At 42.1% G+C, this 24,115-nt stretch carries 21 protein-coding genes; 7 read left to right on the forward strand and 14 right to left on the reverse strand.

What is annotated here, in order from left to right:
* Positions 1-53 precede the first annotated feature (53 nt).
* The 4 genes from AC5590_RS33820 to AC5590_RS33835 all read right to left on the reverse strand — a co-directional run bounded on the left by AC5590_RS33820 (position 54) and on the right by AC5590_RS33835 (position 4,618).
* Positions 54-2,810, reverse strand: coding sequence for an HD family phosphohydrolase (locus AC5590_RS33820; RefSeq protein WP_248277366.1), 2,757 nt, complete (start codon positions 2,808-2,810; stop codon positions 54-56).
* Positions 2,811-3,027: 217 nt separating this feature from the next.
* Complete coding sequence (locus AC5590_RS33825; protein WP_169267589.1) at positions 3,028-3,969, reverse strand: ADP-ribosylglycohydrolase family protein; 942 nt, start codon at positions 3,967-3,969, stop codon at positions 3,028-3,030.
* Between the two features lie 42 nt (positions 3,970-4,011).
* Positions 4,012-4,503 carry a type II 3-dehydroquinate dehydratase gene (gene aroQ, locus AC5590_RS33830; protein WP_169267590.1) on the reverse strand — a complete coding sequence of 164 codons (492 nt, stop codon included), beginning with the start codon at positions 4,501-4,503 and terminating at the stop codon, positions 4,012-4,014.
* Positions 4,481-4,618 (reverse strand): hypothetical protein, encoded by a 138-nt coding sequence (locus tag AC5590_RS33835; protein ID WP_169267591.1) that lies wholly within the window; start codon positions 4,616-4,618, stop codon positions 4,481-4,483. The genes aroQ and AC5590_RS33835 overlap by 23 nt, the downstream gene beginning before the upstream one ends.
* 330 nt (positions 4,619-4,948) lie before the next feature.
* On the opposite strand from AC5590_RS33835, the gene AC5590_RS33840 reads away from it, so the two are divergent.
* Entirely contained in the window at positions 4,949-5,209 is a 261-nt protein-coding gene (locus tag AC5590_RS33840; protein ID WP_169267592.1) for a hypothetical protein, read from the forward strand.
* Positions 5,210-5,224: 15 nt separating this feature from the next.
* On the opposite strand, the gene topA is transcribed toward AC5590_RS33840, so the two are convergent.
* The gene (gene topA / locus AC5590_RS33845; protein WP_169267593.1) at positions 5,225-7,888 is read right to left on the reverse strand and encodes a type I DNA topoisomerase; all 2,664 of its coding nucleotides are present in this window, start codon (positions 7,886-7,888) and stop codon (positions 5,225-5,227) included.
* A 1,178-nt stretch (positions 7,889-9,066) separates the two neighbouring features.
* On the opposite strand from topA, the gene rbp reads away from it, so the two are divergent.
* Positions 9,067-9,387, forward strand: a complete 321-nt coding sequence (rbp, locus tag AC5590_RS33850) for an RNA-binding regulator (RefSeq protein ID WP_169267594.1) — start codon at positions 9,067-9,069, stop codon at positions 9,385-9,387.
* Between the two features lie 322 nt (positions 9,388-9,709).
* Entirely contained in the window at positions 9,710-11,257 is a 1,548-nt protein-coding gene (locus AC5590_RS33855) for an NAD(P)H-quinone oxidoreductase subunit N (RefSeq protein WP_169267595.1), read from the forward strand.
* A gap of 422 nt (positions 11,258-11,679) precedes the next feature.
* Here AC5590_RS33855 and AC5590_RS33860 read toward each other — a convergent pair whose 3' ends face one another.
* On the reverse strand, positions 11,680-12,249 hold the full coding sequence (locus tag AC5590_RS33860; RefSeq protein WP_169267596.1) for a response regulator: 570 nt from the start codon (positions 12,247-12,249) through the stop codon (positions 11,680-11,682).
* Positions 12,250-12,515: 266 nt separating this feature from the next.
* Between AC5590_RS33860 and lipA the strand changes: the two genes are divergently transcribed.
* The gene (lipA, locus tag AC5590_RS33865) at positions 12,516-13,421 is read left to right on the forward strand and encodes a lipoyl synthase (RefSeq protein ID WP_169267597.1); all 906 of its coding nucleotides are present in this window, start codon (positions 12,516-12,518) and stop codon (positions 13,419-13,421) included.
* A 161-nt stretch (positions 13,422-13,582) separates the two neighbouring features.
* Positions 13,583-13,753, forward strand: a complete 171-nt coding sequence (locus AC5590_RS33870; RefSeq protein WP_169267598.1) for a photosystem I protein PsaX — start codon at positions 13,583-13,585, stop codon at positions 13,751-13,753.
* Between the two features lie 209 nt (positions 13,754-13,962).
* Here AC5590_RS33870 and AC5590_RS33875 read toward each other — a convergent pair whose 3' ends face one another.
* From AC5590_RS33875 to AC5590_RS33885, 3 genes are read right to left on the reverse strand one after another with little or no spacing between them, the layout of a single operon-like run.
* Positions 13,963-14,931, reverse strand: coding sequence for a threo-3-hydroxy-L-aspartate ammonia-lyase (locus tag AC5590_RS33875; RefSeq protein ID WP_169267599.1), 969 nt, complete (start codon positions 14,929-14,931; stop codon positions 13,963-13,965).
* Positions 14,918-15,781 carry a GNAT family N-acetyltransferase gene (locus tag AC5590_RS33880; protein ID WP_169267600.1) on the reverse strand — a complete coding sequence of 288 codons (864 nt, stop codon included), beginning with the start codon at positions 15,779-15,781 and terminating at the stop codon, positions 14,918-14,920. The genes AC5590_RS33875 and AC5590_RS33880 overlap by 14 nt, the downstream gene beginning before the upstream one ends.
* A gap of 26 nt (positions 15,782-15,807) precedes the next feature.
* Positions 15,808-17,043, reverse strand: a complete 1,236-nt coding sequence (locus AC5590_RS33885) for an AAA family ATPase (protein ID WP_169267601.1) — start codon at positions 17,041-17,043, stop codon at positions 15,808-15,810.
* Between the two features lie 153 nt (positions 17,044-17,196).
* On the opposite strand from AC5590_RS33885, the gene AC5590_RS33890 reads away from it, so the two are divergent.
* The gene (locus AC5590_RS33890) at positions 17,197-17,343 is read left to right on the forward strand and encodes a hypothetical protein (protein ID WP_169267602.1); all 147 of its coding nucleotides are present in this window, start codon (positions 17,197-17,199) and stop codon (positions 17,341-17,343) included.
* Positions 17,344-17,470: 127 nt separating this feature from the next.
* Here AC5590_RS33890 and AC5590_RS33895 read toward each other — a convergent pair whose 3' ends face one another.
* Positions 17,471-18,673: an AAA family ATPase gene (locus AC5590_RS33895; protein WP_169267603.1), complete on the reverse strand. Its 1,203-nt coding sequence runs from the start codon at positions 18,671-18,673 to the stop codon at positions 17,471-17,473.
* An 803-nt stretch (positions 18,674-19,476) separates the two neighbouring features.
* On the opposite strand from AC5590_RS33895, the gene AC5590_RS33900 reads away from it, so the two are divergent.
* Positions 19,477-19,929 carry a response regulator gene (locus tag AC5590_RS33900; RefSeq protein WP_169267604.1) on the forward strand — a complete coding sequence of 151 codons (453 nt, stop codon included), beginning with the start codon at positions 19,477-19,479 and terminating at the stop codon, positions 19,927-19,929.
* A gap of 24 nt (positions 19,930-19,953) precedes the next feature.
* Here the strand turns inward: AC5590_RS33900 and AC5590_RS33905 are convergent, their stop codons facing one another.
* The 4 genes from AC5590_RS33905 to AC5590_RS33920 all read right to left on the reverse strand — a co-directional run bounded on the left by AC5590_RS33905 (position 19,954) and on the right by AC5590_RS33920 (position 23,959).
* Positions 19,954-20,373, reverse strand: a complete 420-nt coding sequence (locus AC5590_RS33905; RefSeq protein WP_169267605.1) for a Na-translocating system protein MpsC family protein — start codon at positions 20,371-20,373, stop codon at positions 19,954-19,956.
* 473 nt (positions 20,374-20,846) lie between these two features.
* Entirely contained in the window at positions 20,847-21,965 is a 1,119-nt protein-coding gene (locus tag AC5590_RS33910; protein ID WP_169267606.1) for a hybrid sensor histidine kinase/response regulator, read from the reverse strand.
* Positions 21,966-22,047: 82 nt separating this feature from the next.
* Positions 22,048-23,382, reverse strand: a complete 1,335-nt coding sequence (locus AC5590_RS33915) for an ATP-binding response regulator (RefSeq protein ID WP_169267607.1) — start codon at positions 23,380-23,382, stop codon at positions 22,048-22,050.
* Positions 23,383-23,770: 388 nt separating this feature from the next.
* Positions 23,771-23,959 carry a response regulator gene (locus AC5590_RS33920; protein ID WP_248277367.1) on the reverse strand — a complete coding sequence of 63 codons (189 nt, stop codon included), beginning with the start codon at positions 23,957-23,959 and terminating at the stop codon, positions 23,771-23,773.
* Positions 23,960-24,115 lie beyond the last annotated feature (156 nt).

Raw genomic sequence — 24,115 nt, forward strand, 5'->3', positions numbered from 1 at the left:
TTATCAGTTATCAGTTACCAGTTACCAGTGATCAATTGTTCACTGTTAAGCGTTCACTGTTTACTGTTGACTGTTGACTGTTCACTGTTAAGCGTTCCTTCTTTTGCTACACTTAACTTCGGGTAAGCAATGCGTTTATGATGGAATTGCTGCCAAACTTGCACGAAAATTTCGGCAATTTGGGTCATTTCCTCTCGTGTTAAGCCTGAATCTACCATTTGATTGTCTTGCCATCTGGCGCGGAGGATGTTGTTCAGCATTGCTAAGGCTTGTTCTGGTTTGGCGTCTGTGAGCGATCGCAGCGCCGCTTCACAAGAATCTGCCAACATAACGATTGCTGTTTCCCGTGACTGGGGTATCGGACCATCGTAGCGGAAATCTGCCTCGTTTACTTTTAAACTTGGATCTAAGAGCGCCATTTGCTTTGCTTGGTGATAGAAATAGGAAATTTGCATTGTTCCCTGATGTTCTGGAATAAAAGCTTGAACTAAAGAAGGCAAACTGTGCTTGCGCGCGATCGCCAATCCTTCACTCACGTGCTTTTTGATAATGTACGCACTCATCCAAGGATCGTTAATTTCTGTATCGTGTTTATTCGGTCTCCCCATTTGATTTTCAATAAATGCCATTGGGTCGTGTATTTTGCCGATATCGTGGTATAATGTACCAGCCCTAACAAGTTCGACGTTGCATCCTAGCTGTTTGGCAGCAGCTTCGGCAAGAGTCGCGACAAAAAGGGTATGCTGAAAAGTCCCAGGAGTTTCAGTCGCAAGTTTTTTCAATAAAAGGCGATTAGGGTTTGCCAGTTCTGCTAGGCGAATTGGAGTGACTAAGTCAAATAGTTTTTCTAAATAAGCACTCAACCCCATGCCCACTATGCTCCATACTAAGCCGGATAAAGCAAATAATCCTGCTTTTTCTAGTACAAGATAGTGGACTGGAACTCCGAATACAGCAGTGAGCAAAAGTTTGATGATTAAGTAGACACCGCCTTGTGTTAAGGCGATCGCAAGACTCAGAAGTGCTAATTCTTCACGCGATCGCAGCCGTTGTGCAACGCAACAGCCTAAAAGTCCTCCTGATACACCGGCGACAAGACCAATTAGACTTATTTCTAGACTGATGGGTAGCAGTAGTGACAGCAATCCTACAACAGTCACGCCCAAAGTTGGTCCATAAAAGCTACCTAACAATAACCCAACAGCACTCCAGGTGGTGTAAGGTGTACCCATCATAATTACCAATGGTACACTTAGGCTTAGCAGCAATACCAATAGGCGATCCCTTTGCCGAATGGAGTGCTTGATCCGCTGTTCTACGATTGCAAAAACACCAACACACGCGCTGACAAGACTCCCTAACTGTATCAATCCCAGCCAAGAAATCTCACGCTGAATCAGGTGATAATGCTCTAGTACGTCAAAATTCCACGCACTCACCTTCTGTTGTTGACGGACAATCACCTCACCTTTATAAACAGTAGTAGTCACAGGTTCTACTTGAGCAGCTATCTTTGCACTTCTAAGCTGCGTTTGTAATTGATCTGTTTTCAGATTTGGCTTAAGTACAGCTAACAAAAGTCTACTTGCTAAGGGTTCGGCATCTTTCGGTACGAACGTCTGCACTTGTATACTGACTGTATTTTGTAGGATATTTTGTGGTAGTCCCGGTGAAATGCCTTGGGTAAGAATTCGCTCTAAACTTTGCTGGACTTCTATTTTTATTTTTGTCCAATATTCATCTGACAAGTTGAGAATAGAAGCTTCATCGTATACTATCTCTGGTTTGGCAATCACCAAATCTGTCAGTTTAGATTTTGCTTGAGCGTATCCCTGCCGTGTTTTTGTAATGTGAGCGATTACGGAAGAAAAATTTTGCTTGGAACTTATGAGGCGGTATGCTTGTAATTCTGCCACTGCTTGTGCAAAACCAATGTTTTGGAACAAATCATTTGCTTTTAAGTCTTGAGTATTAGGTGCGTAAGAACCTGAAACAGAGCGTTGTTGTGATGTTGGGGATGAGGCTTGCATTTGACTACCAGAAGCTTCTTTTGTTATGGAAGCAGTCTGATACGGCTTGCCTTGAGCGTAGCCGAAGGGTGAGGCAAAAGCAGAAACTTGTCTTGTATTCTCATTTCTCCGTGTTGTCGCATCCTTCTGTTCTCTTTGACTTGTCGGCTTTTGAAGCAACATCGTCAATTTTTTCTTGTCAGTATTTTCTACAGCTAACAGCAGTGCTTGCCATTCCCAATGAGAACACGAACGCAGGTAACGCTGGGTAGAGACGGATAAAACCAAAGTGTCAAAAAAAGGAAAAGAGCCAATTGTTGCACGAATTTCGTTCCCCTCTTGCAAAATCTCTTGTAAATTTTGCTCAATTTCTGCGTTGATGCGTTCATCCACCATGAGAACTGGTAAGGAACTTTTTGTTGCAGCTTGGCGCTTTTGGGCTGTTTTTTTCTTATTTTCGATTTTCGCAGTAGCTGGTGCTCTGATTGTCTGTGGCGCAACAGTCCCCACTTGCAACTGTGGTTGCTTGTATAACTTTTGCCCCATAACCGCTGTTATGCAGACAACTGTGATCACGAAAACAATGCATGAGCGCCTGACTTTCACCCAGCGCGAACTCACTGCGTCAATACCATTTTTATCTTTGAGTGATTTGTCAATTGAGCGTGACACTCTTGCTGATCGGTATCCGTCTTTTCGGCTTGTTTTTGATGATGTAGTATGACAATGTCGCACTTTGTACTGTCGCCGCCAGAAAGTCAGCTTCTGAGTCAAGGACTGAAAAAATTGCTGCGTTTTCATCACCAATGACCGCAGTTACTTACTTTGATAACTTAATACAAGACAATCTAGGACGGGAATATACTTGAAGCCGATTTGCCACTATAGCTACCTACACAGATGAAATTGAGATTTTCTTTTTAATACTAGAATGAAAAGTTAGTTGATTGATTCGAGTTTAAATCACTTTGTAGCCTTTGATATTTTGGAATCAGTCACATTTGGCGATGAAAAAATGTTAACGTAACCGAATGACGTGAGGAGCTGCTGTTGCCTGTAAAGACAATAGAGGAGGTGTCATAGCACCACTTTCTTCGTTGACTTGATCTGGATGCGAAGCAAGGTTATATACTCCTGACCATACAGCCATAATTGCGTTAGCTAATTCTACCATCTTAGAAGAGTCAGCTAGTTTGCTGTCTTGTGCCGGTCTCTGTTGTAGAAGCATAAGTTGCCAAGTAACAGGAATACCAACTGCACTGTTGTATGCTCCTGATAAAGCACCAGTCATGGCACCTATTGCCGAATAGCTATAACTATCTTGAATTGATCGCAAAATTGAAAGACGAAAGTCTTCTATGGTACCAAGAAAGCAGTAAAAAGCCAAGGCAATGATGTTACTTAACTTTTCTTCCTTACCCAACTCGCTTTGTACCGTTTTTAACCCCGCACCATGTTCTAACAAATTATTCACTTCTAATAATTGTTGTGGCAAGTTTGTCTGCGTTTCCCCAACAAAAGAGATAGTCTGAGAAATTAGGGTTTGTGGAGAGAGTTTTTCTGTCAGAGATCTCGCGATCGCATAGCCCACTGCTAGTGTTCCATCTCGTACGACTGGATCATCCTGCCAAATTTCCGTCGCCAGCAGTAAGTTTTGTCGCAGTTTTACTGTATTGTCATGAAAAAATAGCGCCACTGGCAATGTGGCGAGAATAGCTCCATAGCTATTTTTCAAGTTCGTAAACTCTTGTTGTTGAGGTTTTTGCCAATTTTGTGTCTCTAATCTACCTAAAGAAATCAAACTTTCAGCATATAAAATAGCCATGTTACTCCAGTGCAATGATGGTACTTTCAACGTCCCGGCACTCTGTAACTGCTTGCTACGACTGAAAGCTATTTGTTCTCCAATAATTGCCCCGAGTATTGTGCCTTTAAACCGACTTGCGAGAGAATAGCGCATATCACAAAGAAAGTGAAAAGTCAAAACAACTTTTTTATTTTTTTACTTTCTTATATAATGCACTAATGCCTGCAACCCTAATAAATAACTTTGTGCCCCAAAACCACTAATCTGTCCTATGGCTACTGGGGCTATGTATGAATGATGGCGAAACTCTTCCCGCTGGTAGATGTTGCTTAGGTGTACTTCAACTGTAGGTAAATTAACACCAGCGATCGCATCCCGCAAAGCTACACTCGTGTGAGTGTATGCCCCTGCGTTGATTAAAATTCCCTGGTGTTTCCCTACTGCTTGATGAATCGCATCTACTAGAGCGCCTTCATAATTTGATTGTAGATGAGAGATTTTTGCCTGTAATTTTTCTCCTTCTTGTTCTAAGGAGCGATCAATTTCAGCCAATGTCAACGAACCATATATGCCCGGCTCTCGCTGTCCCAGTAAATTCAGGTTTGGTCCATGCAGTACCAGAATACTTATGGGGCGATCGGTTAAATCTAGCACGGTTAGCTTCTTATCGACGGCGTGAACGATCATCAACTGGAATCGGAATCAGTTCTGGTTCCGGTTCCGCTTCTGGTCCCAAAAGAGCTTCTATGAGCTTGCGTGCCAAATCCTTTAGCTTTTCTAGCACCTTTTCTATATAGTCCATTGAACTGACCGCTCCCGAGATACTACCAACTATGTTTATAATTTTTCACGGAGAAACCAGAGTATTTTTGCACCCTCAGCTTAATACTATGATAGTTTACACTCTGTGAATACGTGACAATTTGATGTTGTTTTCTCTTCTACATTTTAGAGTATCATATCATCCCTGTTACAGACCGCATCTTACTAAGGAAGGTTTGATGGGTATAGAACTTAAGGGAGTTCAAGATTTTTTCATTTTTATGAATTCTTTTGTTTTTGTGTATTTAAAGTTGGCAAGCGCTTGTAAACAAAAGCATTTATCCTTCTTCTGTACATAATTAACGCCTTTATGCTGGATTCTGAGGGCGAGCGCCCCTTTGGGGCGCTCTTTGTGTGTCATCAAACATTTTCGCGCTATATGAGTAGCGATCGCCCGTACACGCGAGCGGGGGTTTCTGGAGGAAACCCCCTCCCCAAATCGAAGATTTGGGGCAAAGTCGCTGCGCCCCTTTGGGGCGTAGGGCGCGCTCCGCGATGGGGCAAAGCCCGCGCAATCATGCGATCGCCATTCATCAAACATTTAGCTCGTAACGTTCATACGACTCGATGATGTCAACCTCTTAGCTTAACTAGCCTTTTTTGTTTTTTTTGCGGTGGTAGTTGACGATTTAGTCCTTGATTTAGAGCTAGAACTGCTTGATTTCGTTGTAGTTTTCCGAGTCGATTTTGCTGTTGATGCTTTGGATGCTAACCACTCCAGGGCTGAAGCAAGAGTCACATCGCTTACGGATATACCTTCTGGAATGCTCACATTAGTTTTGCCGTGCTTAATGTAAGGCCCGTAGGGGCCATTGTAGATATTAACTGGTTCACCATCTTCTGGGTGAGCACCTAATTCCCGTTCAGCCGCCTTTGACTTACTGTTTCTGGTGCTGCGTCCTTTTTTCGGTTCAGACAACAGTTCCAATGCACGCCCTAAGGAAATTGTCAATATGTCATCACTAGCTTTCAGGGAACGGTAATCTTTTTCACCAGTTTGATTATGAACAACGTAAGGTCCAAAGCGTCCTAAATTGGCTTGGATTTGAGCGCCTGTTTGTGGATGAACCCCCAGTGTTCGCGGTAGTGACAAAAGACCAATAGCTGTCTCAAGGGTGACATTTTCTGACGTTATTCCTTTGGGTAAGGAAGCTTGTTTGGGTTTTGAGTTTTCCTCTGTTTTATCTCCTAATTGTACGTAGGGACCGTAAGGACCGATTTTGACGTAAATTGTTTCACCCGTTTCTGGATGAATACCTAGTTCGTCTGGGCCGACAATTTTTTGCCGCAGCAGTGTTTCTACCTTTTCGGGGTCAAGATCAGCAGGAGTCAGGTCTTTGGGAATGGAAGCGGTGACAACACCATCACCATTCTCTTTTTCTATATAAGCACCATACTTACCAATGCGGACTTTGGCATCTAGGTTTTCTAGTTCCACTGTCCGGGCAACATTGGCATCTATTTGGCTTTCCTGTTCCTTTACCAAGGTTTCTAAACCTTTGTCTCCCAAATAGAATTCCTTGAGGTAGGGTAACCACTGAGCTTCACCTGTGGAAATGTCATCCAGGGTTTGCTCCATCTTAGAGGTAAAGCTGGGATCAACAACATCAGGAAAATATTTTTCCAACAGTTCTGTGACGGCAAAAGCAGTAAAGGTGGGTACCAGAGCATTACTCACCAATTGGGCATAACCTTTATCAATAATGGTGCCAATGATGCTAGCGTAGGTGCTGGGACGCCCAATGCCTTCGCTTTCGAGAGTTTTCACTAAGGTTGCTTCGGTGTATCTCGCTGGAGGTTGGGTTTCGTGACCAACTGCTTCTAAATCAGTGCATTTGGGACTATCCCCCACTTTGAGATTAGGCAAGATGACTTCTTGGTCTTCCAGCGCCGCCTCTGGATCGTCAGAACCTTCCACATAAGCGCGCAAGAATCCCGGAAAGTCGATGCGTTTGCCAGAAGAGCGAAAACCAGCATCTTCCACGAGCAGTTGCATGATAATTTGAGTTTGGCGAGAGTCTGCCATTTGGCTGGCGACGGTACGCTTCCAAATCAGGTCGTACACTTGGTACTCCCGACCGCTTAAGCCTGTTTCTTGGGGAGTGCGGAAGGTACTACCTGCGGGGCGAATTGCCTCGTGGGCTTCTTGTGCGCCTTTGGATTTGGTGGTGTATTGCCTCGGTTGAGGACTGAGGTAATCTTTGCCGTAAAGTTTGTCTACACTGTCACGGGCGGCGGCGATCGCCTGATCCGACAAATGCACCGAATCTGTACGCATATAGGTAATATATCCTTGTTCGTACAAATTCTGGGCAACTCGCATTGTGTCCCGTGCGCTAAGGCGCAGTTTGCGGTTAGATTCCTGCTGTAGAGTCGAGGTGGTAAAAGGTGGCGCGGGTTTACGCGTAACAGGACGTTCCTCAAGGTCTGTGACTTTCCAAGTTTTTCCTGTTAGACGTTCTTTCAGGGCTTGTGCTTGCTCTTGATTGAGCAAGATAACAGTGCGATCTGAGGGGATTTTCCCTGTGGCGGCATCAAAATCACCGCCATTCGCCAGCCTTGTTCCTCCTAGTGTTACCAGTTGGGAAGTAAATGATTGTGCTTTGGGAGAATCAGGGGGATTTAACGTTGCTTTCAAGTCCCAGTAAGAACCTTGGCGGAAAGCACGGCGTTGACGTTCCCGGTTGACCAACAGCCGCACAGCAACAGACTGTACACGTCCAGCAGATAGTCCCCAAGCGATTTTTTTCCACAGCAGGGGAGACAGGGTATAGCCCACAAGTCTATCCAAAATCCGCCGCGTTTCTTGAGCACGAACTAGCTGTTCGTCAATATTGCGGCAGTTTTTCAAGGCTTTCTTGATGGCGTCAGAGGTAATTTCGTGAAACACCATCCGCTTTGTAGGAACTTTTGGCTTGAGCAACTGGTATAAATGCCAACTGATGCTTTCACCTTCCCGGTCTTCATCCGTTGCCAGAATCAGTTCATCTACATCTTTAAGGGCGTCTTTGAGCTGAGTGACAACTTTCTTTTTATCTTTAGGGACGACATACAGCGGTTCAAAGTCGGCGTCTACATTTACCCCGAGTTGTGCCCATTTCTCCCCCTTGACATTGGCGGGAATTTCAGTTGCTGATTGAGGAAGGTCACGTACATGACCCATAGACGCTTCCACCCGGTAGTCTCTTGGCAGGTAGTTGCGAATGGTACGAGCTTTGGTCGGAGATTCGACGATGACAAGAGTTGACATGGAAATTTCAAACAAAGAATAGCTGCTAAGCTAAACAGTCAATTAAATCGTTAAGAGCGTATCGGTTAAGCTAAAACCTCACGCTGAGCGATCTGTGATTTTATCCTTACACAAACTGCCCGCAATGGCGAAAGTCGCCGATGCTTAGCACAATTACCTCCCAGATGGAAGGTATGGACAGTGGGTGTGTGAGTTTCTAGTTATTTCAATCTTTAACTTATGATCGGCATAATTGGCGACTACTGTTTTCAAAATCCCTCAAGTTGAATTGTTATAGAATTACATAACAACTAGATTTGTGTCGATTATGCCAAAATGAAATCAAATTTAACACCATTTGTAATCCGGGGTATGAATTAACTTCCTAGACAAAAAACGATAGAAGCATTTTGTCTTGGTGACGTTATTTTATAGGATTTACGCAAAAACTTTCTCAAACTCTCATTTATACTCTACGTAAAGCACCCCACCGGAGGGCGTCTACGTGTTCTACTCTGCGGCAAGCCCCTAATACCGTTTCACTTGAAAATTGATACATATAGGTAAGTGGGGGAGTTGGGCAAGTTGGGCAAGTTGGGCAAGTTGGGCAAGTTGGGGGAGTCAAATGTATCAGCATTTTTGTGAAAGGGTATAAGCTGACTTGGTGGAGCGACTTCTACTTTCAGTTTTTCTTCATTCACAAGAATTTTTTGTGTAAATCTAAATTCGCAGGAGTTGAGACTAAACTTTAATTCAGCCCAAATGTTACAAACATTTTATATTTCGGAATCAGAACAAGCCTATAAATTAGAAAAAGCTCTCTGAATAGGGGTTTGGCGGCTTTATAAGTCAAATTAGTTTAAATTCCAATAAATTCTTAAAAACAAAAATTAAGCTTACAATACCTTGCTTCTTCTTGCTATGTATTCATTCACTTTCTCAAAGAGAAATTACATAAAAATCTCATATAGTCATCTGTCCTAAGAAGTATTTAAGTAAGTGATGGCTGATACATACAATATAGTAAAAGAGAATATTTGAAATCAACACAAAAGAATAGATTTAACCTTTTTTTAAATACAGTTGTGATAAAATTAGGTCTGAAGAGGTAAATTCGGCGATTCAAACCTTGTCATGATGAAAAACTGCAAGCGGCTCTCCGGATATACATCTGTTTCTATCGGACTCTGGAGAATTTCATGTCAATTTACGTAGGTAACCTATCCTACAGCGTTACCCAAGAAGACCTCAGCAAAGTCTTTTCTGAGTATGGTACCGTAAAGCGAGTTCAATTGCCCACTGACCGGGAAACTGGTCGCCTACGTGGTTTTGGTTTCGTAGAAATGGACTCAGAACAAGCGGAGGACAAAGCCATTGAAGCTCTAGATGGTGCTGAGTGGATGGATCGTGTGCTGAAAGTCAATAAAGCAAGGCCACGTGAGGAAAAAGATGGTCGCTCTGGTGGTGGTAACTGGGGGAACCGAAGCAACGGTGGATATTCTGGTAAGGGACGCTATTAAGGGCTGAAATGATTGATGAATCAAGCTTCACGGTCTGTCGCCAATAGGCACAAAAAGCATTTGCAAAGCGAAACTTAATATCTAACGGAATGAACAGTTTATAAAAAACTGTTGCCACCACTTTGTATGCAAGCAGATTAGTCTATGGCTGGTCTGCTTAATTTTATGAGAACAATTTTTTCAATCGCGCTGACTAAACTTAAACATAATTTAATCTGATGGTGCCACTCACCTGATACATGAGTGAATGCAACGCGAGTAAAAGACAATAGAATGAACACAGTTAGACCATTATGTCTGATAGCCAAAACCAATACAGCTCATGGATTTTGCTAATCTCGCATCGCAGCTGAACGCTGGAACAATTCTGCCAGAGGGGATTGTGATTGTCACCCTCTTGGGAGTTTTGATTGTTGATTTGATTTTAGGGCGGACGTCCTCACGCTGGATTGGATATCTAGCAATTGCAGGTTTACTTGCTTCTGTCGTCGCCCTGTTGTTTGAATGGGAAAATATAAATCCGATCTCTTTTGGCGGTGCCTTTAATGGTGACGATCTGAGTATCGTCTTTCGCGCTCTCATAGCATTAACTGCCGCTGTCACCATTTTGATGTCGATTCGCTACATTGAACAAAGTGGTACCGCTTTAGCCGAATTCATCGCGATTTTGTTAACTGCTACTCTGGGAGGAATGTTCCTATCAGGGGCTAGTGAGTTGGTGATGATTTTCATCTCTCTAGAATGCCTGAGTATTTCCTCTTATTTGCTCACAGGTTACACCAAGCGTGACCCCCGCTCTAACGAAGCAGCGCTGAAATATCTGTTGATTGGTGCTTCGAGTACAGCAGTGTTTTTGTATGGAGTTTCGCTGTTGTACGGTTTATCAGGTGGAGAAACCGAACTGAGTGCGATCGCAAGCGAAATTGCCATATCTGGTTTTGGTCAATCTCTAGGTTTAGTGATTGCTTTAGTTTTCGTAATTGCAGGTATTGGCTTCAAAATCTCCGCTGCACCTTTCCACCAATGGACACCAGACGTTTATGAAGGCGCACCCACGCCAGTGATTGCGTTTTTATCAGTTGGTTCCAAAGCAGCTGGGTTTGCTTTAGCGATTCGCTTGCTGACAACAGCCTTCCCTCTGGTTGCTGACGAATGGAAGTTTGTTTTCACCGCCCTTGCGGTCCTGAGTATGATATTGGGTAACGTCGTCGCCCTTGCTCAAACCAGCATGAAACGGATGCTGGCGTATTCTTCCATCGGTCAAGCGGGCTTCGTCATGATTGGCTTAGTTGCAGGCACACAAGCAGGATATGCCAGCATGGTATTTTATCTGCTGGTCTACCTGTTCATGAATTTATGCGGCTTTACCTGCGTGATTCTGTTCTCCCTGCGCACAGGAACTGACCAAATTGTGGAATACTCTGGTTTGTATCACAAAGATCCACTCCTGACACTGGGGTTAAGTATTTCCCTACTGTCCTTGGGTGGTATTCCACCACTAGCCGGATTTTTCGGTAAGATTTACCTGTTCTGGGCAGGTTGGCAGGCTGGACTGTACTGGTTAGTTTTACTGGGCTTAGTCACCACTGTCGTCTCCATCTACTACTACATCCGCGTAGTTAGGATGATGGTCGTTAAAGAAACTCATGAAATGTCTGAGGTAGTGAAGAATTATCCAGAAGTAAGTTGGAATTTGCCGGGATATAGACCTTTACAGGTGGGGTTGATCGCGACATTAGTCGCTACTTCCATCGCTGGAATCTTGTCAAATCCGATATTTACTCTGGCTAACAATTCCATCGCTCATACTTCAATTTTGCAACCGACAGCAGTTGTGACCACTCAAGTAAGTGCAATGAACAACCAGTAAGTTAGTCGTGTTTTGGTAGTTGTGCATAAGCGCAACTACCAACAAAATCTTGTGCATCACATTCCACAGCTAGCTCAAAAAGTGACGATACTTTTCTAAGAGAATGTTTTAAAAGTTTATTTTCATATATCCTGGCGATTAGAAATCGCAGCGACACAGACAAAACCTGCCTCCGCAGGTTCACTAAACCCCTTATTTTTCATTAGTCCACGTAGGTGGTGAGACAGCGCTACAGGAGGGTTTGCGCTCTCACGGCGACTGCGTAAGCGCAAGCGCATGCGGCTTGAGCCTTCGCGTAAGCGTGTCCCTTTGGGACTTACAAAGTAGCGTAGGCGTGCAGCAGATACCCGAAGGGACTTTGCTTGTGTAGTAGCGAATTATATTCGCCAATGACTTTTCAAACATCCTCTAAGTATTTTTTATTATTTAATTCTCTGTTGAAGAAACCTCATAACTTTAGCTAGCTGTTTATTTAGACTATCTATTTCTGTTTGCATGCTGGCGATTTTTTGATTTAATATTTGAATGTCAGTAGTTGATGTCTCCTGACTGGAAGTTTCCGTTTTTTCAATAGTAGTAGATACTGTTAAAAGCTCAACTGGTTCTTGACGTGGCTGTTTAGCCTTTTTCATTGCTGATTTGACAGCGTCAATAAGTTGCTTTTGGTCAAAAGGCTTTTCGATAAATTCAAAATACTCAAAGGGTTCTGGGATTTTTTCCATCACCTCTTGTTTACGACCAGACATAATGAGCAGAGGAATTTTTTTTAGATCTGGCTGGGATTGAATCTCCTGAAAAACTTCCCAGCCACTCACTTTAGGTAGCACAAAATCCAGCAGAATCAGGCTGAGTTTTTCTTGACGGATAAGATTCAATCCTTCAAGACCATCTCTTGCTTCCAATACCTGGAAGTTGCCTTGTGGTAACATTTCCCGTACTTTTACCCGGACAACTGTAGTGTCATCGATAACTAGAATTTTATGAGTTCCCACGAGTGTTTGGTGTAATAAATACTTTAGGTTGAGAGAGTGGTTTCGCCAATTAACACACTATACTCAATCTTTTCTTAATTTAGGGGAGAGTAAATTCTCGGATAAAGAACATTAAATTGTATTTAATATAACTTTTAACTTCTTCACCGTAAGCTCCGCGCCATACCTCTTTTTTCCATGAGGGACCGATGTATCCCGGCACTAAACGGAGTACCGTTATAATGCGGGACTTATAGCCCTTCAAACTCCCCATCAGTTAAATGCTTATGACTTCTTCACAAAAAGCCGAACTGAAATCTCAGATCAGGGCAATGCCTACGTGGTTGCGTCGTTCAATAGGTAAAGCCAGCGAACTTTCTACAGTACAGCGTATTATCAAGCAGCACCAAATTCACACGATTTGCGAAGAGGGACGGTGTCCGAACCGAGGGGAGTGTTACTCTCAAAAAACTGCAACTTTCTTACTTATGGGTGCAACCTGCACCAGAGCTTGTGCATTTTGTCAAGTCGATAAAGGTCATGCACCCATGCCTCTTGACTCTGAAGAACCGCAAAAGGTCGCACAAGCAGTGCAGCTTTTAGGATTACGTTATGTTGTGCTGACTTCTGTAGCACGAGATGACTTGCCAGATCAAGGAGCAGGTCATTTTGTCAAGACAATGCAAACTATCCGACAGCTAAACCCAGAAACTCAAATTGAGGTATTGACACCAGATTTCTGGGGTGGTGCGGGTGCTGGACAACAAGGTCAACGTGAGCGTATATATAAGGTAGTGAAGGCGAAACCAGCCTGTTTTAATCACAATATTGAGACGGTCCAACGGTTACAAGGACCAGTCCGCCGAGGAGCGAAGTACGATCGCTCGCTTTTTGTGTTGCAAGTTGTTAAAGAAATCGACTCTTGCATTCCCACCAAGTCAGGGTTGATGCTGGGACACGGGGAAACAGTTGAGGAAGTTGTTGAGGCAATGGTCGATCTTCGCAAAGTGGGGTGCGATCGCATCACAATCGGTCAGTATATGCGTCCTTCCTTGGAACATTTGCCCGTCCAAAAATATTGGACACCTGAAGAATTCGATCAATTAGGCAATACAGCACAAGAAATGGGATTTAGCCATGTTCGTTCTGGTCCTCTAGTTCGCAGTTCTTATCACGCAGGCGTCGAGGAGTAAAGTACCCACCATTAAACCATCCTAAAAAAGACTTTGTGCTACATTTTGTTTATTTTTGCTGATTTGTGCTGCAAAGTCTACAAAAATATTCTTGAAGAATCTGCCAATATATGACAGCTCTTTGGTATTTGTTAAGAAGTCTTTAAATAGGAGAGAACACAATGACTGCTAATGCTAAGACAGCTGCTGCTAATGCTACTGCTGCAAAAGTAGGCGAAGACGTTGCTAAAAGTGGAGCTAAAGCTCCTTATACCTTTCGTGTAGGTTGGGCAGTGTTGCTACTGGCTATCAATTTCCTTGTAGCTGCCTATTACTTCCATATTATTGAATAATTAGTTGACATCCTCCCACGGCTGCGGAAATCGCCCTTAGCGCTCCGCATTAGCGTTCGCTTACGCTCATTCGGAGCGCTCAAGCCGTGGGATTCCAAATCTGACAACTTGGTTTGTTTGGTTGTGGGAGTCACAATTCTGACTCCTGAATTTTGCATTGTTCTTCTTACAGATGTCATGCTGTTTAGTTAAGCTTTCCTACCTACTCTTTACTTAATAAACAATTGCCCGACTTTCGCTAAATCCACATTTCCACCGCTAATAATTACACCAACCCTAGCCCCCGGTACTTTCACCACTCCTTCCAACAAAGCCGCTGCGGCTAACACCCCAGTCGGTTCAATAACAATTTTGAGGCGTTCCCATAAAAAGAACATGGTGCGTAGAATCGCTTCTTCTGATACCGTGACCATATCATCGACATAATGCAGCACCAGTGGGAAAGTTATTTTACCTAAATAAGGGGTACGAGCACCGTCAGCAATGGTTTCTGGATTATGAACAGTTTGTAGGGTTTTGGTGTGAAACGAACGTGTCGCATCGTCAGCAAGTTCTGGTTCTACTCCTATCACCCGACAGTTGGGTAATACGGCTTTGGTTGCAATGGCGGAACCAGAAAGTAATCCACCACCACCGCAACAAACGAGCAGCAAGTCCAGTTCACCAACTTCTTGAATAAGTTCTTTGGCAGCTGTACCTTGTCCGGCTACGATGTGAGGATGGTCGTAAGGAGGAATCATCACACCTCCTCGCTCGGTTAATAGAGTTTGGGCTAATTCTTCTCTGTTGGTTTGCTTGCGGTTATACAAAACCACCTCACCGCCATATCCACGAGTCGCAGATAACTTGACGGCTGGAGCATCCTCAGGCATAGCGATGGTTATAGGAATGTTGAGCAGTTGTCCAGCAAGTGCTGTTGCTTGAGCATGATTTCCAGAAGAAAAAGTCAAGACGCCTTTTTGCTTTTGTTCTTCAGACAACTGTGATAGTGCATTGTATGCACCTCTAAATTTGAAAGATCCGGTGCGCTGGAAGTTCTCGCACTTGAAAAACACTTGAGCGTTGGTGCGATCGTTAACAGTTCTGGAAGTGAGAACTGGGGTGCGGTGAGCAACACCAGCTAAACGCTTGGCGGCGGCTTCTACATCAGTGATGGTGACGGAATTATGCTGTGACATTGACGGCTTTGTTTTCAGTGAACGAGTATTCAGACAAATCACCTACAGGCTGGTAGCCGATCGCCTGGTAAATGTGATTAGAAGTCGGGTTTGCCAAATCAGTGAACAAGCAGCAATATCGATGCCCTTGATTCAGTAAAGTTTGGCTCAAAGCCGCCACACAAGCACTAGCGTAACCTTTTCTGCGGTGTTCTGGTGGTGTGTAAACTAAACCCACCGCTGCACCGTTGGGCATTACACGAACATGGCACGCCATTGAAACAGGGATTTCATCTTCCCAAATGTAAGCAATACCTCGATCCAAAAGGCGCTCTACTTTGCGTTCAGCTTCTGACTCAACAGTGCCCAAGGCTTCCAGTGCAAAGGCTTCATACCAAGGGATGAGAACTTGGCGATCGCTCTCACTAGCAATACGTAACTCACCTGTTGTTTTGGGAATCGGCTGCACTTGCTCCAATTGAAAAGCACGCAGAGCCATTTTTAGATGGTAGGATTGACCAGTTAAGGAATGCCAAGCTTCCACCAAAGCTTTTGCCTCAGCAGTGGGAGCATTGACTCGTGACAATGATTCTTGAGTCTGGCGTATGTCTTGGGCGATGATTTCTATACTCCCAAAATCCTCTATCTTTGACAACAGCAATTTTCGCCCAGGTGTTCTCATCGCCACAGCAATAACATCTCCGTCTACTTCAACAGTTGTCAAATAGGGCTTTTCGTCGAAGTGTTCGGGATTTTGAATCAAACTGTTGCAAAGTGCAAGCTGCACGTTATGCAATGCTTCGTGATTGAGCAAGTAGTCTTTCACTTGCTCGTAAAATTGACTTGCATCTTCAAAACGATTAATTTTCATCAACATCAGTTGTGGTGGTGACAGAATTATGCTGTACTTACTGCGGCTGTGTTTTCACCAGTTGCACTGCTCATTTGTTGTCGCAAAACAGCAACTAGTGAAATCATGCTTTTATCGATTCCACCTGCTTCCATCCCTTGCATCCAAAGCATCATAGATGAGACAAATAGTTCTTTGAGGTAAGCGAAGGAGAAGCCATTTGTCATCTCGGCAATTTGAGAGATTGTGGCTTCAGACAAGCGCATTGTCGGTTTAAATCTGTCGTTCCACAAGTTGATATAGGCTAAGCGTTCTGACAAAGCTGGCAACTCAAAGTAATATTTACGGTCAAAACGACTAGGACGATTTAAAATTGCTGGATCTATACGATCTGGATGGTTAGTTGTGGCTAATATGACTATTCCAAGATTTGTGGCAAAACCATCAAGTTCATTCAAAAAGAACGAACGATTTTCTCCTTCTACTAAAGAATCAAGATCTTCTAAGACTAAAAGACAGGGTGCAGACTGTCGTGCTTGCCGAAAGACTTGACGAATATTGTGGTGAGGATTACTATACTCCGATTTGAAGCTTTTGACGTATAAGCAAGGCTGCTGCATTTTATTAATCAAAGCTTTGACTGCGTGAGTCTTGCCATTTCCTGGAGAGCCAATAAATAAAATTCCTCGCTTCCAAGGTAAACCGTAAGCTTCGTAAGTTTCTCGCAAAGCAAAAAAGTTTGTCAAGTCATCTTGAAGTTCTTGTTTAAGAGTGCTTGGCAAAATCAGATTATCAAAAGTCGCGTTCTGAATAGACTCAAACAACTCTTCATTTTTCGACCAATAGCCTTCTTCAAACACTAAAATTTCACTTCTGATTTCGGAGTTCCACTCACAAACTGCGGCAAAAAACTTTTGAGCGATATCTTTACTTTCAGCCAAAATCCAGTGATATCTGGTTTTACAATAACCCTCCTGAAAACTTATGAGTAGGATATCGAGTTTCTGTTCTTCCCATGTCACCTCAAAGCTGGCATTTTCAGTCGAATTGTAAATTTTGTTTTCCATGCCATCCCAACCAGAAATAATTTGGTTGTAGATAGAGGTGTCATACTTAATAGTACAGAAGTTTGCCTGGGCGTAACTTTGGACATCAAATGCAGAATCGCTCGCTTCCAGCAACGCTTTTTTAGGATAAAACGCTGCTAATTCCTGACTAACATGATAGGTAATAGCGTTCGTAGGAAGGTTAAGTGCTTCTAAAATCAGTTGTTGAATTTTCATGGTTTTATTGCTTTGAAACTTATTGAAATACATATTTTGGTAGGGTGGGCATTGCCTACCTGAGTTCATACAATGGCGTATTCATCCAACTGCAAACTGCTAAGTTAAGTCGGCGTAAAAATTTCAAGGTATATCATTGCGAGTGGAGCAAGAATGATAACCTCTGTAGAGACGTTGCATGTGAGTCCAGCGCTGCGGGAGGGTTTCCCTCAGCAGGCGACTGGCGTTCGCGAAGCGTCTCCGAAGGAGATACCCGAAGGGCAACGTCTCTACACGTGTGAAATCAAAAATAATCCTTAACAGCAACGGTATTGGGTTATTGTCTAGGAAGACACTCACTTCATAGTTTATACAAAACCTTCGAGACAAATTCCAGATATTTACCACTCAAGAATTTGCTTGCTAATCCAATCATCAAAAACCATCTTCAAACAAATCGTTGCGTAAACTCGCACATTAAATCCACTCTCCCCTTACGTAGCATTGCTGGATCTAATCTTTCTGTGGTGTTACAAGTCATCAACACAACTAACTGCTGCTGTATATGAATACCAGAATCATCAATAACACTTTGGTACAGCGTGCCGTCTAGTAAACTCAATATATGTTCGGTTTTGTTATTGTACTGCGCTACTTCGGTAGCACGATTTTGTGCTAAGTTATCTGCCTCGTTAATAATGATGCAAATTCTTTCTAGATATGTGGGTGGGACAAAGTTGGCGATCGCATCATGATCCAAAATAAAAATCACATACCCTAAAGGTACTAAAATCTCTTTAGCAACTGCTTGTGTCCATGCGGTTTTACCTGTACCTGGTTCTCCATGTACCAAAACTGCTAACTGCTTCTGATTCAGAATTGCCTGCTGTACTAAATCAGTAAAGTTTTGAATATCTTCAGGAAAACTCCGAATCGGAAACTGACTGTAAAGTTTACCCACACGAGTTTGATATCCACTCAGCATAATTGCTAAATCATGTGTCGCTTTGTTAACGAGTGGAGCGAGATTTTTTGCTAATAAAGTATACTGTCGTCGTCCTCTGTCAAAAGAGTTTATTTGTAACCAAACGTCATTTTTTGACCAATAAGCATAAACGGTGTTAAGAACGTCCAAACGCTCCCAGTTTACAAATTTTTCAACGGGAAAATAAAAATCTCGTTCCAAATAATATTGTGTGATTATGTCAGGACATCCCAATACATCTAAAACGCGCAATACAGTAATTTCTTGAAGACGATTCAGAACATAATCAATTGGAATGCTGTTGCGGCTGACAAATTGGACGATAGGCGTTTCGGTACTTAAAATATCTTTGTAACGATAGTCTGGTGACAGAGGATCGGGTGTGATGTAATTCCAATATTTTTCTACTTCATAACGAGTATTATCAGAGACAACACTTAATAAATTAGCCCACCAAGTATAATTATGACGTCCTAATATCTCAGCGAAATTACTTGCTAAATTAAAACTTTTTTGCGTAAATTCTTGCCTGTCGTGACACAACAGTTGCCACACAAACTCCCAGTCCAACTCTCTATGGAATGGTCGCCAGCCACTTGCTAGTAAACTTTGACGGTTACTATTAGCAGGAGCGCCTTCGTCATTTCTATAGTATTCAAAGTCCATATTGTCAGTTGTCCAGCAGTGGTGGAGTTGTCATCTCCTGATATAGGAGATTTGGCAAAAGTTTTATCGTAATATAAACTACTTACGTGTAAGTTGCTACAGTCATTGTTTCTCACTTGAAAGGAACTGTACCCTGAGAAGAGATTAGTGCTTGGCGGCGGAATTCACGCATTCGCTGGCTACGGCACGGTGCGCTAACACGCATGCTTACATCATAAGCTTTTTGCTCCTCCTTGTAGACGCTAGGCAATCGCCTTGGGTATGGTACCTTTATTTGCGCGCCCGAGGTACTAGGCTAATCTAGTTTATAAATTTTCTATTTTTGTTTCTTGACACTTTTATACTACATATTTACTACAAAGTATGTCAAGGCTCTAGAAAAAGTTTTTATTTTTATACAATCACAAAAAATGACAAGCTTAAAGGTGTAACACTTTGCCGCCTACACCCATACGCTTATAACCCAATACTTACTAAATAATGTGATGAACTTTGTATCATATACAGCAATGCAGACATGTATATTTCAGGGTATCACATTAAAAAATTGTTAAATATATTTAGTGCCTATAAGTTTACTAGCTATCATATTTTCAATTTTGCCTATAATGAGGAAGTGTATTCTCACTTCTTAAGCTTGAGGTATTTTTTCCTTAAAGTTCATTAAGTGAGTAAAGATAATCAACTTGGTACAGTTGAGACACGAGCCAGTCTAATGTGAGCGCTAGATAACCGCTTACGGAGTGCCTCGTTTATTTTCTCAAGACAGATGATGAGTTTTACATGAATCTTCTGGAGAAGACATGAAGCAGGCACAATTATTCAGTCATCAGAAAAAGCACAATTCTCAACCACCCTTAATATTAGCGGTGGAAGATAATGAGGATAACCTACTGCTATTGAGTTATACTCTTGAGTCGCTAGGTTGTGAGCTTATTCGTCAAAACGATGGTTTAACAACATTACTTGTTGCAAAAGAATATCAGCCAGACATCATACTGCTAGATATTTTATTACCAGGTCTTAGTGGCATGGATATAGTGCGTTCTCTAAAACAAGAACCTCTAACCAGTCATATTGTAGTTATTGCGGTAACAGCATTAGCGAGTACAGACGATAGAGAACGCATTTTGAGTGCAGGTTTTAACGACTACATCAGTAAACCCTACATGATAGAGGATCTAGAAGCTCTTGTTAGCCATTACCTATGTAAAGAGTTGAATCCAGCTTCAGCTTATAATCTCTGTCAAGATTAAGCAGATCACGCTGACTTTGGAGTGTTACTTAATATCAAATGAAGTTTTTGTACTAAGTTTGTTAGAGTCAGATGTCGCAATGCGGATAGTCGGTGAATCTGTCAAAATAGCAATAATGCCAGTACGACCAGTCTCTAACGTAGCATCACTTAAGAGTTCTATCACTGTAACATTCAAAGTTTCTTCAATCAATACCTTGAGTTGTGGCGCAATTGCATCATCCAAATCTGAGCGAACTTCCTCGGCTAATTCTTGGTTACCTGTTTTAAGCAGCAATTTTTCTGGTTTAGTGATAGAATTTTCTATGATAATTACGACATTCTGATCCGATAGTTGACAAGTGATTTTGCTAGGCTGATGACCGAGCTGGTCACGATACAAGGCTTGAATACGTTGTGCTAAAGTTCTTTCTACTTGACCGCGAGTAGGTGTAGGTGTAGTCATGTGCTTATTGTTTTTCCAAGAGATTTAGACCACCAGCGACAAGTCAAAAAGTGATGTTATAAGCTATTAGTTACTTAACTTCTCAGGCGTCACTCAGATTTGGGGTTGACAAACTAGGGACATTCACTCTTTACTCTTTGAGTTGTCAATAGTAGTATAACTTTACTAGAAAATCTAGTAAACTCGGGAATCCCGAACTATTGAGAACATTATATTGGTCAAAATTTCTAAAAATCACCTTCCAAATGCAGTATTTCCCATCGGTGTTAATGTAAAGTTTTGTCAACCTATCGGCATAAAACTTAATATATATCCCCGTAAAGTGCGATCGCACTTTACAGGGAGTAAGCAACTTAGAAATGAAAATAGCTTAACTAGGACTTACGCACGAGTTACTAATGAACTTGATTGTGAGATTGCTTCCTGATGTCGCAATGACACAACTACGTGATTTTGCGTAAGTCCTGTGAAGCTTATTTCGGCAGACGTACAGTAAATAGACTGCCTTTACCAAGTTCAGAAAAAACGTCAATTGTTCCCTTATGTGATTCAATGATACGCTGCGACAGATGCAATCCCAAGCCACTGCCAGCACGCTTATTTTTACCCTGACGAAACCGCTCAAAAATTGTTGCTTGATCTTCCGGAGCGATGCCAAATCCTGTATCTTGGACTTCAATGATCACCCAAGTATTACCTTCAGGTCCGACAGGTGTTTCAGATACACGAATGTTGACACTTCCTGTATCTGTAAATTTAATGGCATTTCCAACTAAATTGGCTGTGACTCGTCGTAATTCTGAGCGATCGCCTTTAACCACACCTGCTGTTTCGTCTTTTTGATCTAAGTTGCTAGAGTCTATATTGATAGTTAACCCCTTCTCAAGCACCAGAGGAGTGAGTTCTTGAACAATTTCTTCTACGATTTGCCGCAGATTGCAGGTTTCAAGTTGCAGATTTTTTTTACCTGCCTCAAAGCGGTAGACTTCTAGGAGGTTGTTCACCATTTCCAACAAGTTCTGGTTGCTGCGAATCATGGCGAATATCGCCTCTTTCATGTCTGGCGAAATAGCACAAAAGAGTTCTTGATGAAACAAATGAAGCATCCGATCTGCGGCTACTAGCGGGGTTCGCAAATCGTGAGTCAGACGTGAAACAAAGTCCTCTCGTTGGCGTGCCATTTTTCGTTGTTCATCAATACTGTGCTTGAGGCGTAGCATTGATCGTACTCTTGCCAGTAACTCTTCATGATCGAATGGTTTGCGAATAAAATCATCTGCTCCTGCATCTAAGCCTTCGACAACACTCGCATCATGGTAGGCTGTTATCAACAGTATAGGAATGTATGATATTTCTCGATTTTGACGAATGCGGCGTGTCACTTCATAGCCATCCATTTCTGGCATCATGACATCTAGTAAAATTAAGTCTGGTGGATCTTGGGCAATTTGCTCCAGAGCATGCATACCATTGGAGATTAACTCAACTTTATACCCTTCACTCTCTAAAATTGTTTCAAGTAAGATCAGATTATCGGGATTATCATCAACAGCAAGTATATATTCGACTTGAGAATTGTCTTGTGCTAGCATAACCATTTATTTTAACAAGCTAAACCTGTACATAGGCTGGATCAGCCCAACCATCCCCCAAACTTAAGTTTGGGGGAGAACGTTAATTATCTCTACTGTTACTGTGTGCACCTTCAGTAGCAAAACAAGGAATTGCTTGCTGTCTCCAAAAATGTTTTCTGGCTGAAGCATGAGTAAAGTTTGATGTTCCATCTGAAGCTTCTTGGCTTGAGGATGATATATGACGTGGTAGTTGAATCCGAAAGACTGAATGATTATTCAACTGACTTTCCACGCTGATGTTACCACCCATCGTTTGCAGCAACGCTTTGATCATTGGCAAACCCACACCTGTACCAGAATATTTGCGAGTCAGACTTTGATCCACTTGGCGAAACGGTTCAAAAATCTTTTGTAAATCGGCAGGAGCAATACCTATGCCAGTATCATGAACTGCAATCTCCACTTTTAGTTCTGGCAGTTCCTTCACTTCAACTTTTATACTGCCAGACTCTGTAAACTTGATGGCGTTTGAAAGCAGGTTGGTTAAAATCTGCCGTATACGTGTTGGATCATTGAACATCAAAGAGTTTTGCAAGTCCATTTGAATGAATAAAGACAGATTTTTCTCCTGTGCTAGAGAACGCATCTCTTCCACAGTAGCATTGACCACCTTTGATAAATCAAATATTTCTGGTTTGAAATCTAACCTTCCTGCCTCTAGCTTAGAAAAGTCAATAACTTGGTTCAGCAGCATCAGCAAGTGCTTAGCATTACTGAGGATACGCTCTAGCATATCTTTTTGCTGATGTGTTAGTTGACCAAACTTAGGACGTAACAATAGCTGAGAAAACCCAATGATCGCATTCATCGGAGTCCGTAACTCATGAGATATTGTTGCTAGAAACTGCGACTTGAGGTGTGATGCTTCGATGAGTCTGATGTTTTGTAACTCTATATGTTGTCGCTGTACTTCTAGTTCCTGGTTTTGACGAATCAGAAGTTCATTGCTTTGGTGGAGTTGTTGATTCACTAAGGCGACTTGCATTTCTGCGCGGTGAACGCGGATCGCATTGCGCAAAAGCTTTAGCAAAATTTCTGATGACAAACTCGATGACTTGGATATATAATCAGCAGCACCTGCTTTCATCAATTCAACTGCTATCTGTTCATCTTCATCACTTGTCAAAACGATAACAGGCACTTCGATATTGTTTAAACGCAGGTTTTGGAGTAGACTTAAACCGTCTTGGTCTGGTAAACAATAGTCGAGAAAGACACAATCATACAAAGTATCACTCAAAAGAGCGATCGCACTTCTTAAGTCACCCACCTCAGACACTTCCATTTCAACGCCTGTTTTGCTGAGGATACAACGCACTGCCATCCGGTCTACTTCATCATCATCTATAATTAAAATCTTTAGTTTTTCTTTCATTGTTTTTAGCCATCGCCATTAAATAAATTGTTTTTATTCTTATGATTTCTTATGTCTTGGCAGCAGACGTATAACGTTGAAATTATTTTATATTTTATGGTTGCTGTCGGATGGTAACATAATCAACATTTGATAACTAGCAACGACTAATTACTCATCTAAAACTTCAAATTCCGGAAAAAATTGGTAACTGATGGCATTTTGCACAATGTCCAATATTTCTTTAGTGTTGTCATGAGATTAATAAAGCTATTGAAACTCGCGATACATTGAGCTTAGAAGTCTCTACACCCCTTTATCCTAGTTTGAAGTTATCATAACTACCACATAAGTTGTTTTCCAAAGAGGATGGCAACGTCATTTTTAAAGTAGCTTTATCCCTCCCATTTCAAGCATATTCAAATCTAGCAAAATTCAAGGTTACTTTACAGAATTTTTTTCGATGAATTCTTATTGCTAGTAGTTCTATTTGATTGGCAGCAACAAAAAGTGGGTTTGTAACCTTAATTTGTTTGAAGGCTAGTTTGAAATTCATAATATCAACTTCGTCATCCTCCACAAGTAGTATGTTATTCATTTGTTTGACCTAAATGATTTTAGATTTTAGATTTTAAATTTTAAATTTTAGATTGGGGTTAGTCGGTACAAGCCTCGTCCTTTTAGGACGAAATTAATTCTTCAATCCGTCAATTTTAGATTTGCGATTTTAGATTTTAGATTGGGTTGGTTCGTT

Origin of the sequence: Brasilonema octagenarum UFV-OR1, assembly GCF_963888615.1 — a bacterium.
In the GTDB taxonomy this organism is placed as follows: Bacteria; Cyanobacteriota; Cyanobacteriia; order Cyanobacteriales; family Nostocaceae; genus Brasilonema; species Brasilonema sennae.

Coding starts and splice junctions, on each gene's coding strand:
- AC5590_RS33820 (WP_248277366.1), bottom strand. CDS start 2,810: ATGAAAACGCAGCAATTTTTTCAGTCCTTGACTCAGAAGCTGACTTTC.
- AC5590_RS33825 (WP_169267589.1), bottom strand. CDS start 3,969: ATGCGCTATTCTCTCGCAAGTCGGTTTAAAGGCACAATACTCGGGGCA.
- aroQ (WP_169267590.1), bottom strand. CDS start 4,503: ATGATCGTTCACGCCGTCGATAAGAAGCTAACCGTGCTAGATTTAACC.
- AC5590_RS33835 (WP_169267591.1), bottom strand. CDS start 4,618: ATGGACTATATAGAAAAGGTGCTAGAAAAGCTAAAGGATTTGGCACGC.
- AC5590_RS33840 (WP_169267592.1), top strand. CDS start 4,949: ATGCTGGATTCTGAGGGCGAGCGCCCCTTTGGGGCGCTCTTTGTGTGT.
- topA (WP_169267593.1), bottom strand. CDS start 7,888: ATGTCAACTCTTGTCATCGTCGAATCTCCGACCAAAGCTCGTACCATT.
- rbp (WP_169267594.1), top strand. CDS start 9,067: ATGTCAATTTACGTAGGTAACCTATCCTACAGCGTTACCCAAGAAGAC.
- AC5590_RS33855 (WP_169267595.1), top strand. CDS start 9,710: ATGGATTTTGCTAATCTCGCATCGCAGCTGAACGCTGGAACAATTCTG.
- lipA (WP_169267597.1), top strand. CDS start 12,516: ATGACTTCTTCACAAAAAGCCGAACTGAAATCTCAGATCAGGGCAATG.
- AC5590_RS33870 (WP_169267598.1), top strand. CDS start 13,583: ATGACTGCTAATGCTAAGACAGCTGCTGCTAATGCTACTGCTGCAAAA.
- AC5590_RS33875 (WP_169267599.1), bottom strand. CDS start 14,931: ATGTCACAGCATAATTCCGTCACCATCACTGATGTAGAAGCCGCCGCC.
- AC5590_RS33880 (WP_169267600.1), bottom strand. CDS start 15,781: ATGAAAATTAATCGTTTTGAAGATGCAAGTCAATTTTACGAGCAAGTG.
- AC5590_RS33885 (WP_169267601.1), bottom strand. CDS start 17,043: ATGAAAATTCAACAACTGATTTTAGAAGCACTTAACCTTCCTACGAAC.
- AC5590_RS33890 (WP_169267602.1), top strand. CDS start 17,197: ATGATAACCTCTGTAGAGACGTTGCATGTGAGTCCAGCGCTGCGGGAG.
- AC5590_RS33895 (WP_169267603.1), bottom strand. CDS start 18,673: ATGGACTTTGAATACTATAGAAATGACGAAGGCGCTCCTGCTAATAGT.
- AC5590_RS33900 (WP_169267604.1), top strand. CDS start 19,477: ATGAAGCAGGCACAATTATTCAGTCATCAGAAAAAGCACAATTCTCAA.
- AC5590_RS33905 (WP_169267605.1), bottom strand. CDS start 20,373: ATGACTACACCTACACCTACTCGCGGTCAAGTAGAAAGAACTTTAGCA.
- AC5590_RS33910 (WP_169267606.1), bottom strand. CDS start 21,965: ATGCTAGCACAAGACAATTCTCAAGTCGAATATATACTTGCTGTTGAT.
- AC5590_RS33915 (WP_169267607.1), bottom strand. CDS start 23,382: ATGAAAGAAAAACTAAAGATTTTAATTATAGATGATGATGAAGTAGAC.
- AC5590_RS33920 (WP_248277367.1), bottom strand. CDS start 23,959: ATGAATAACATACTACTTGTGGAGGATGACGAAGTTGATATTATGAAT.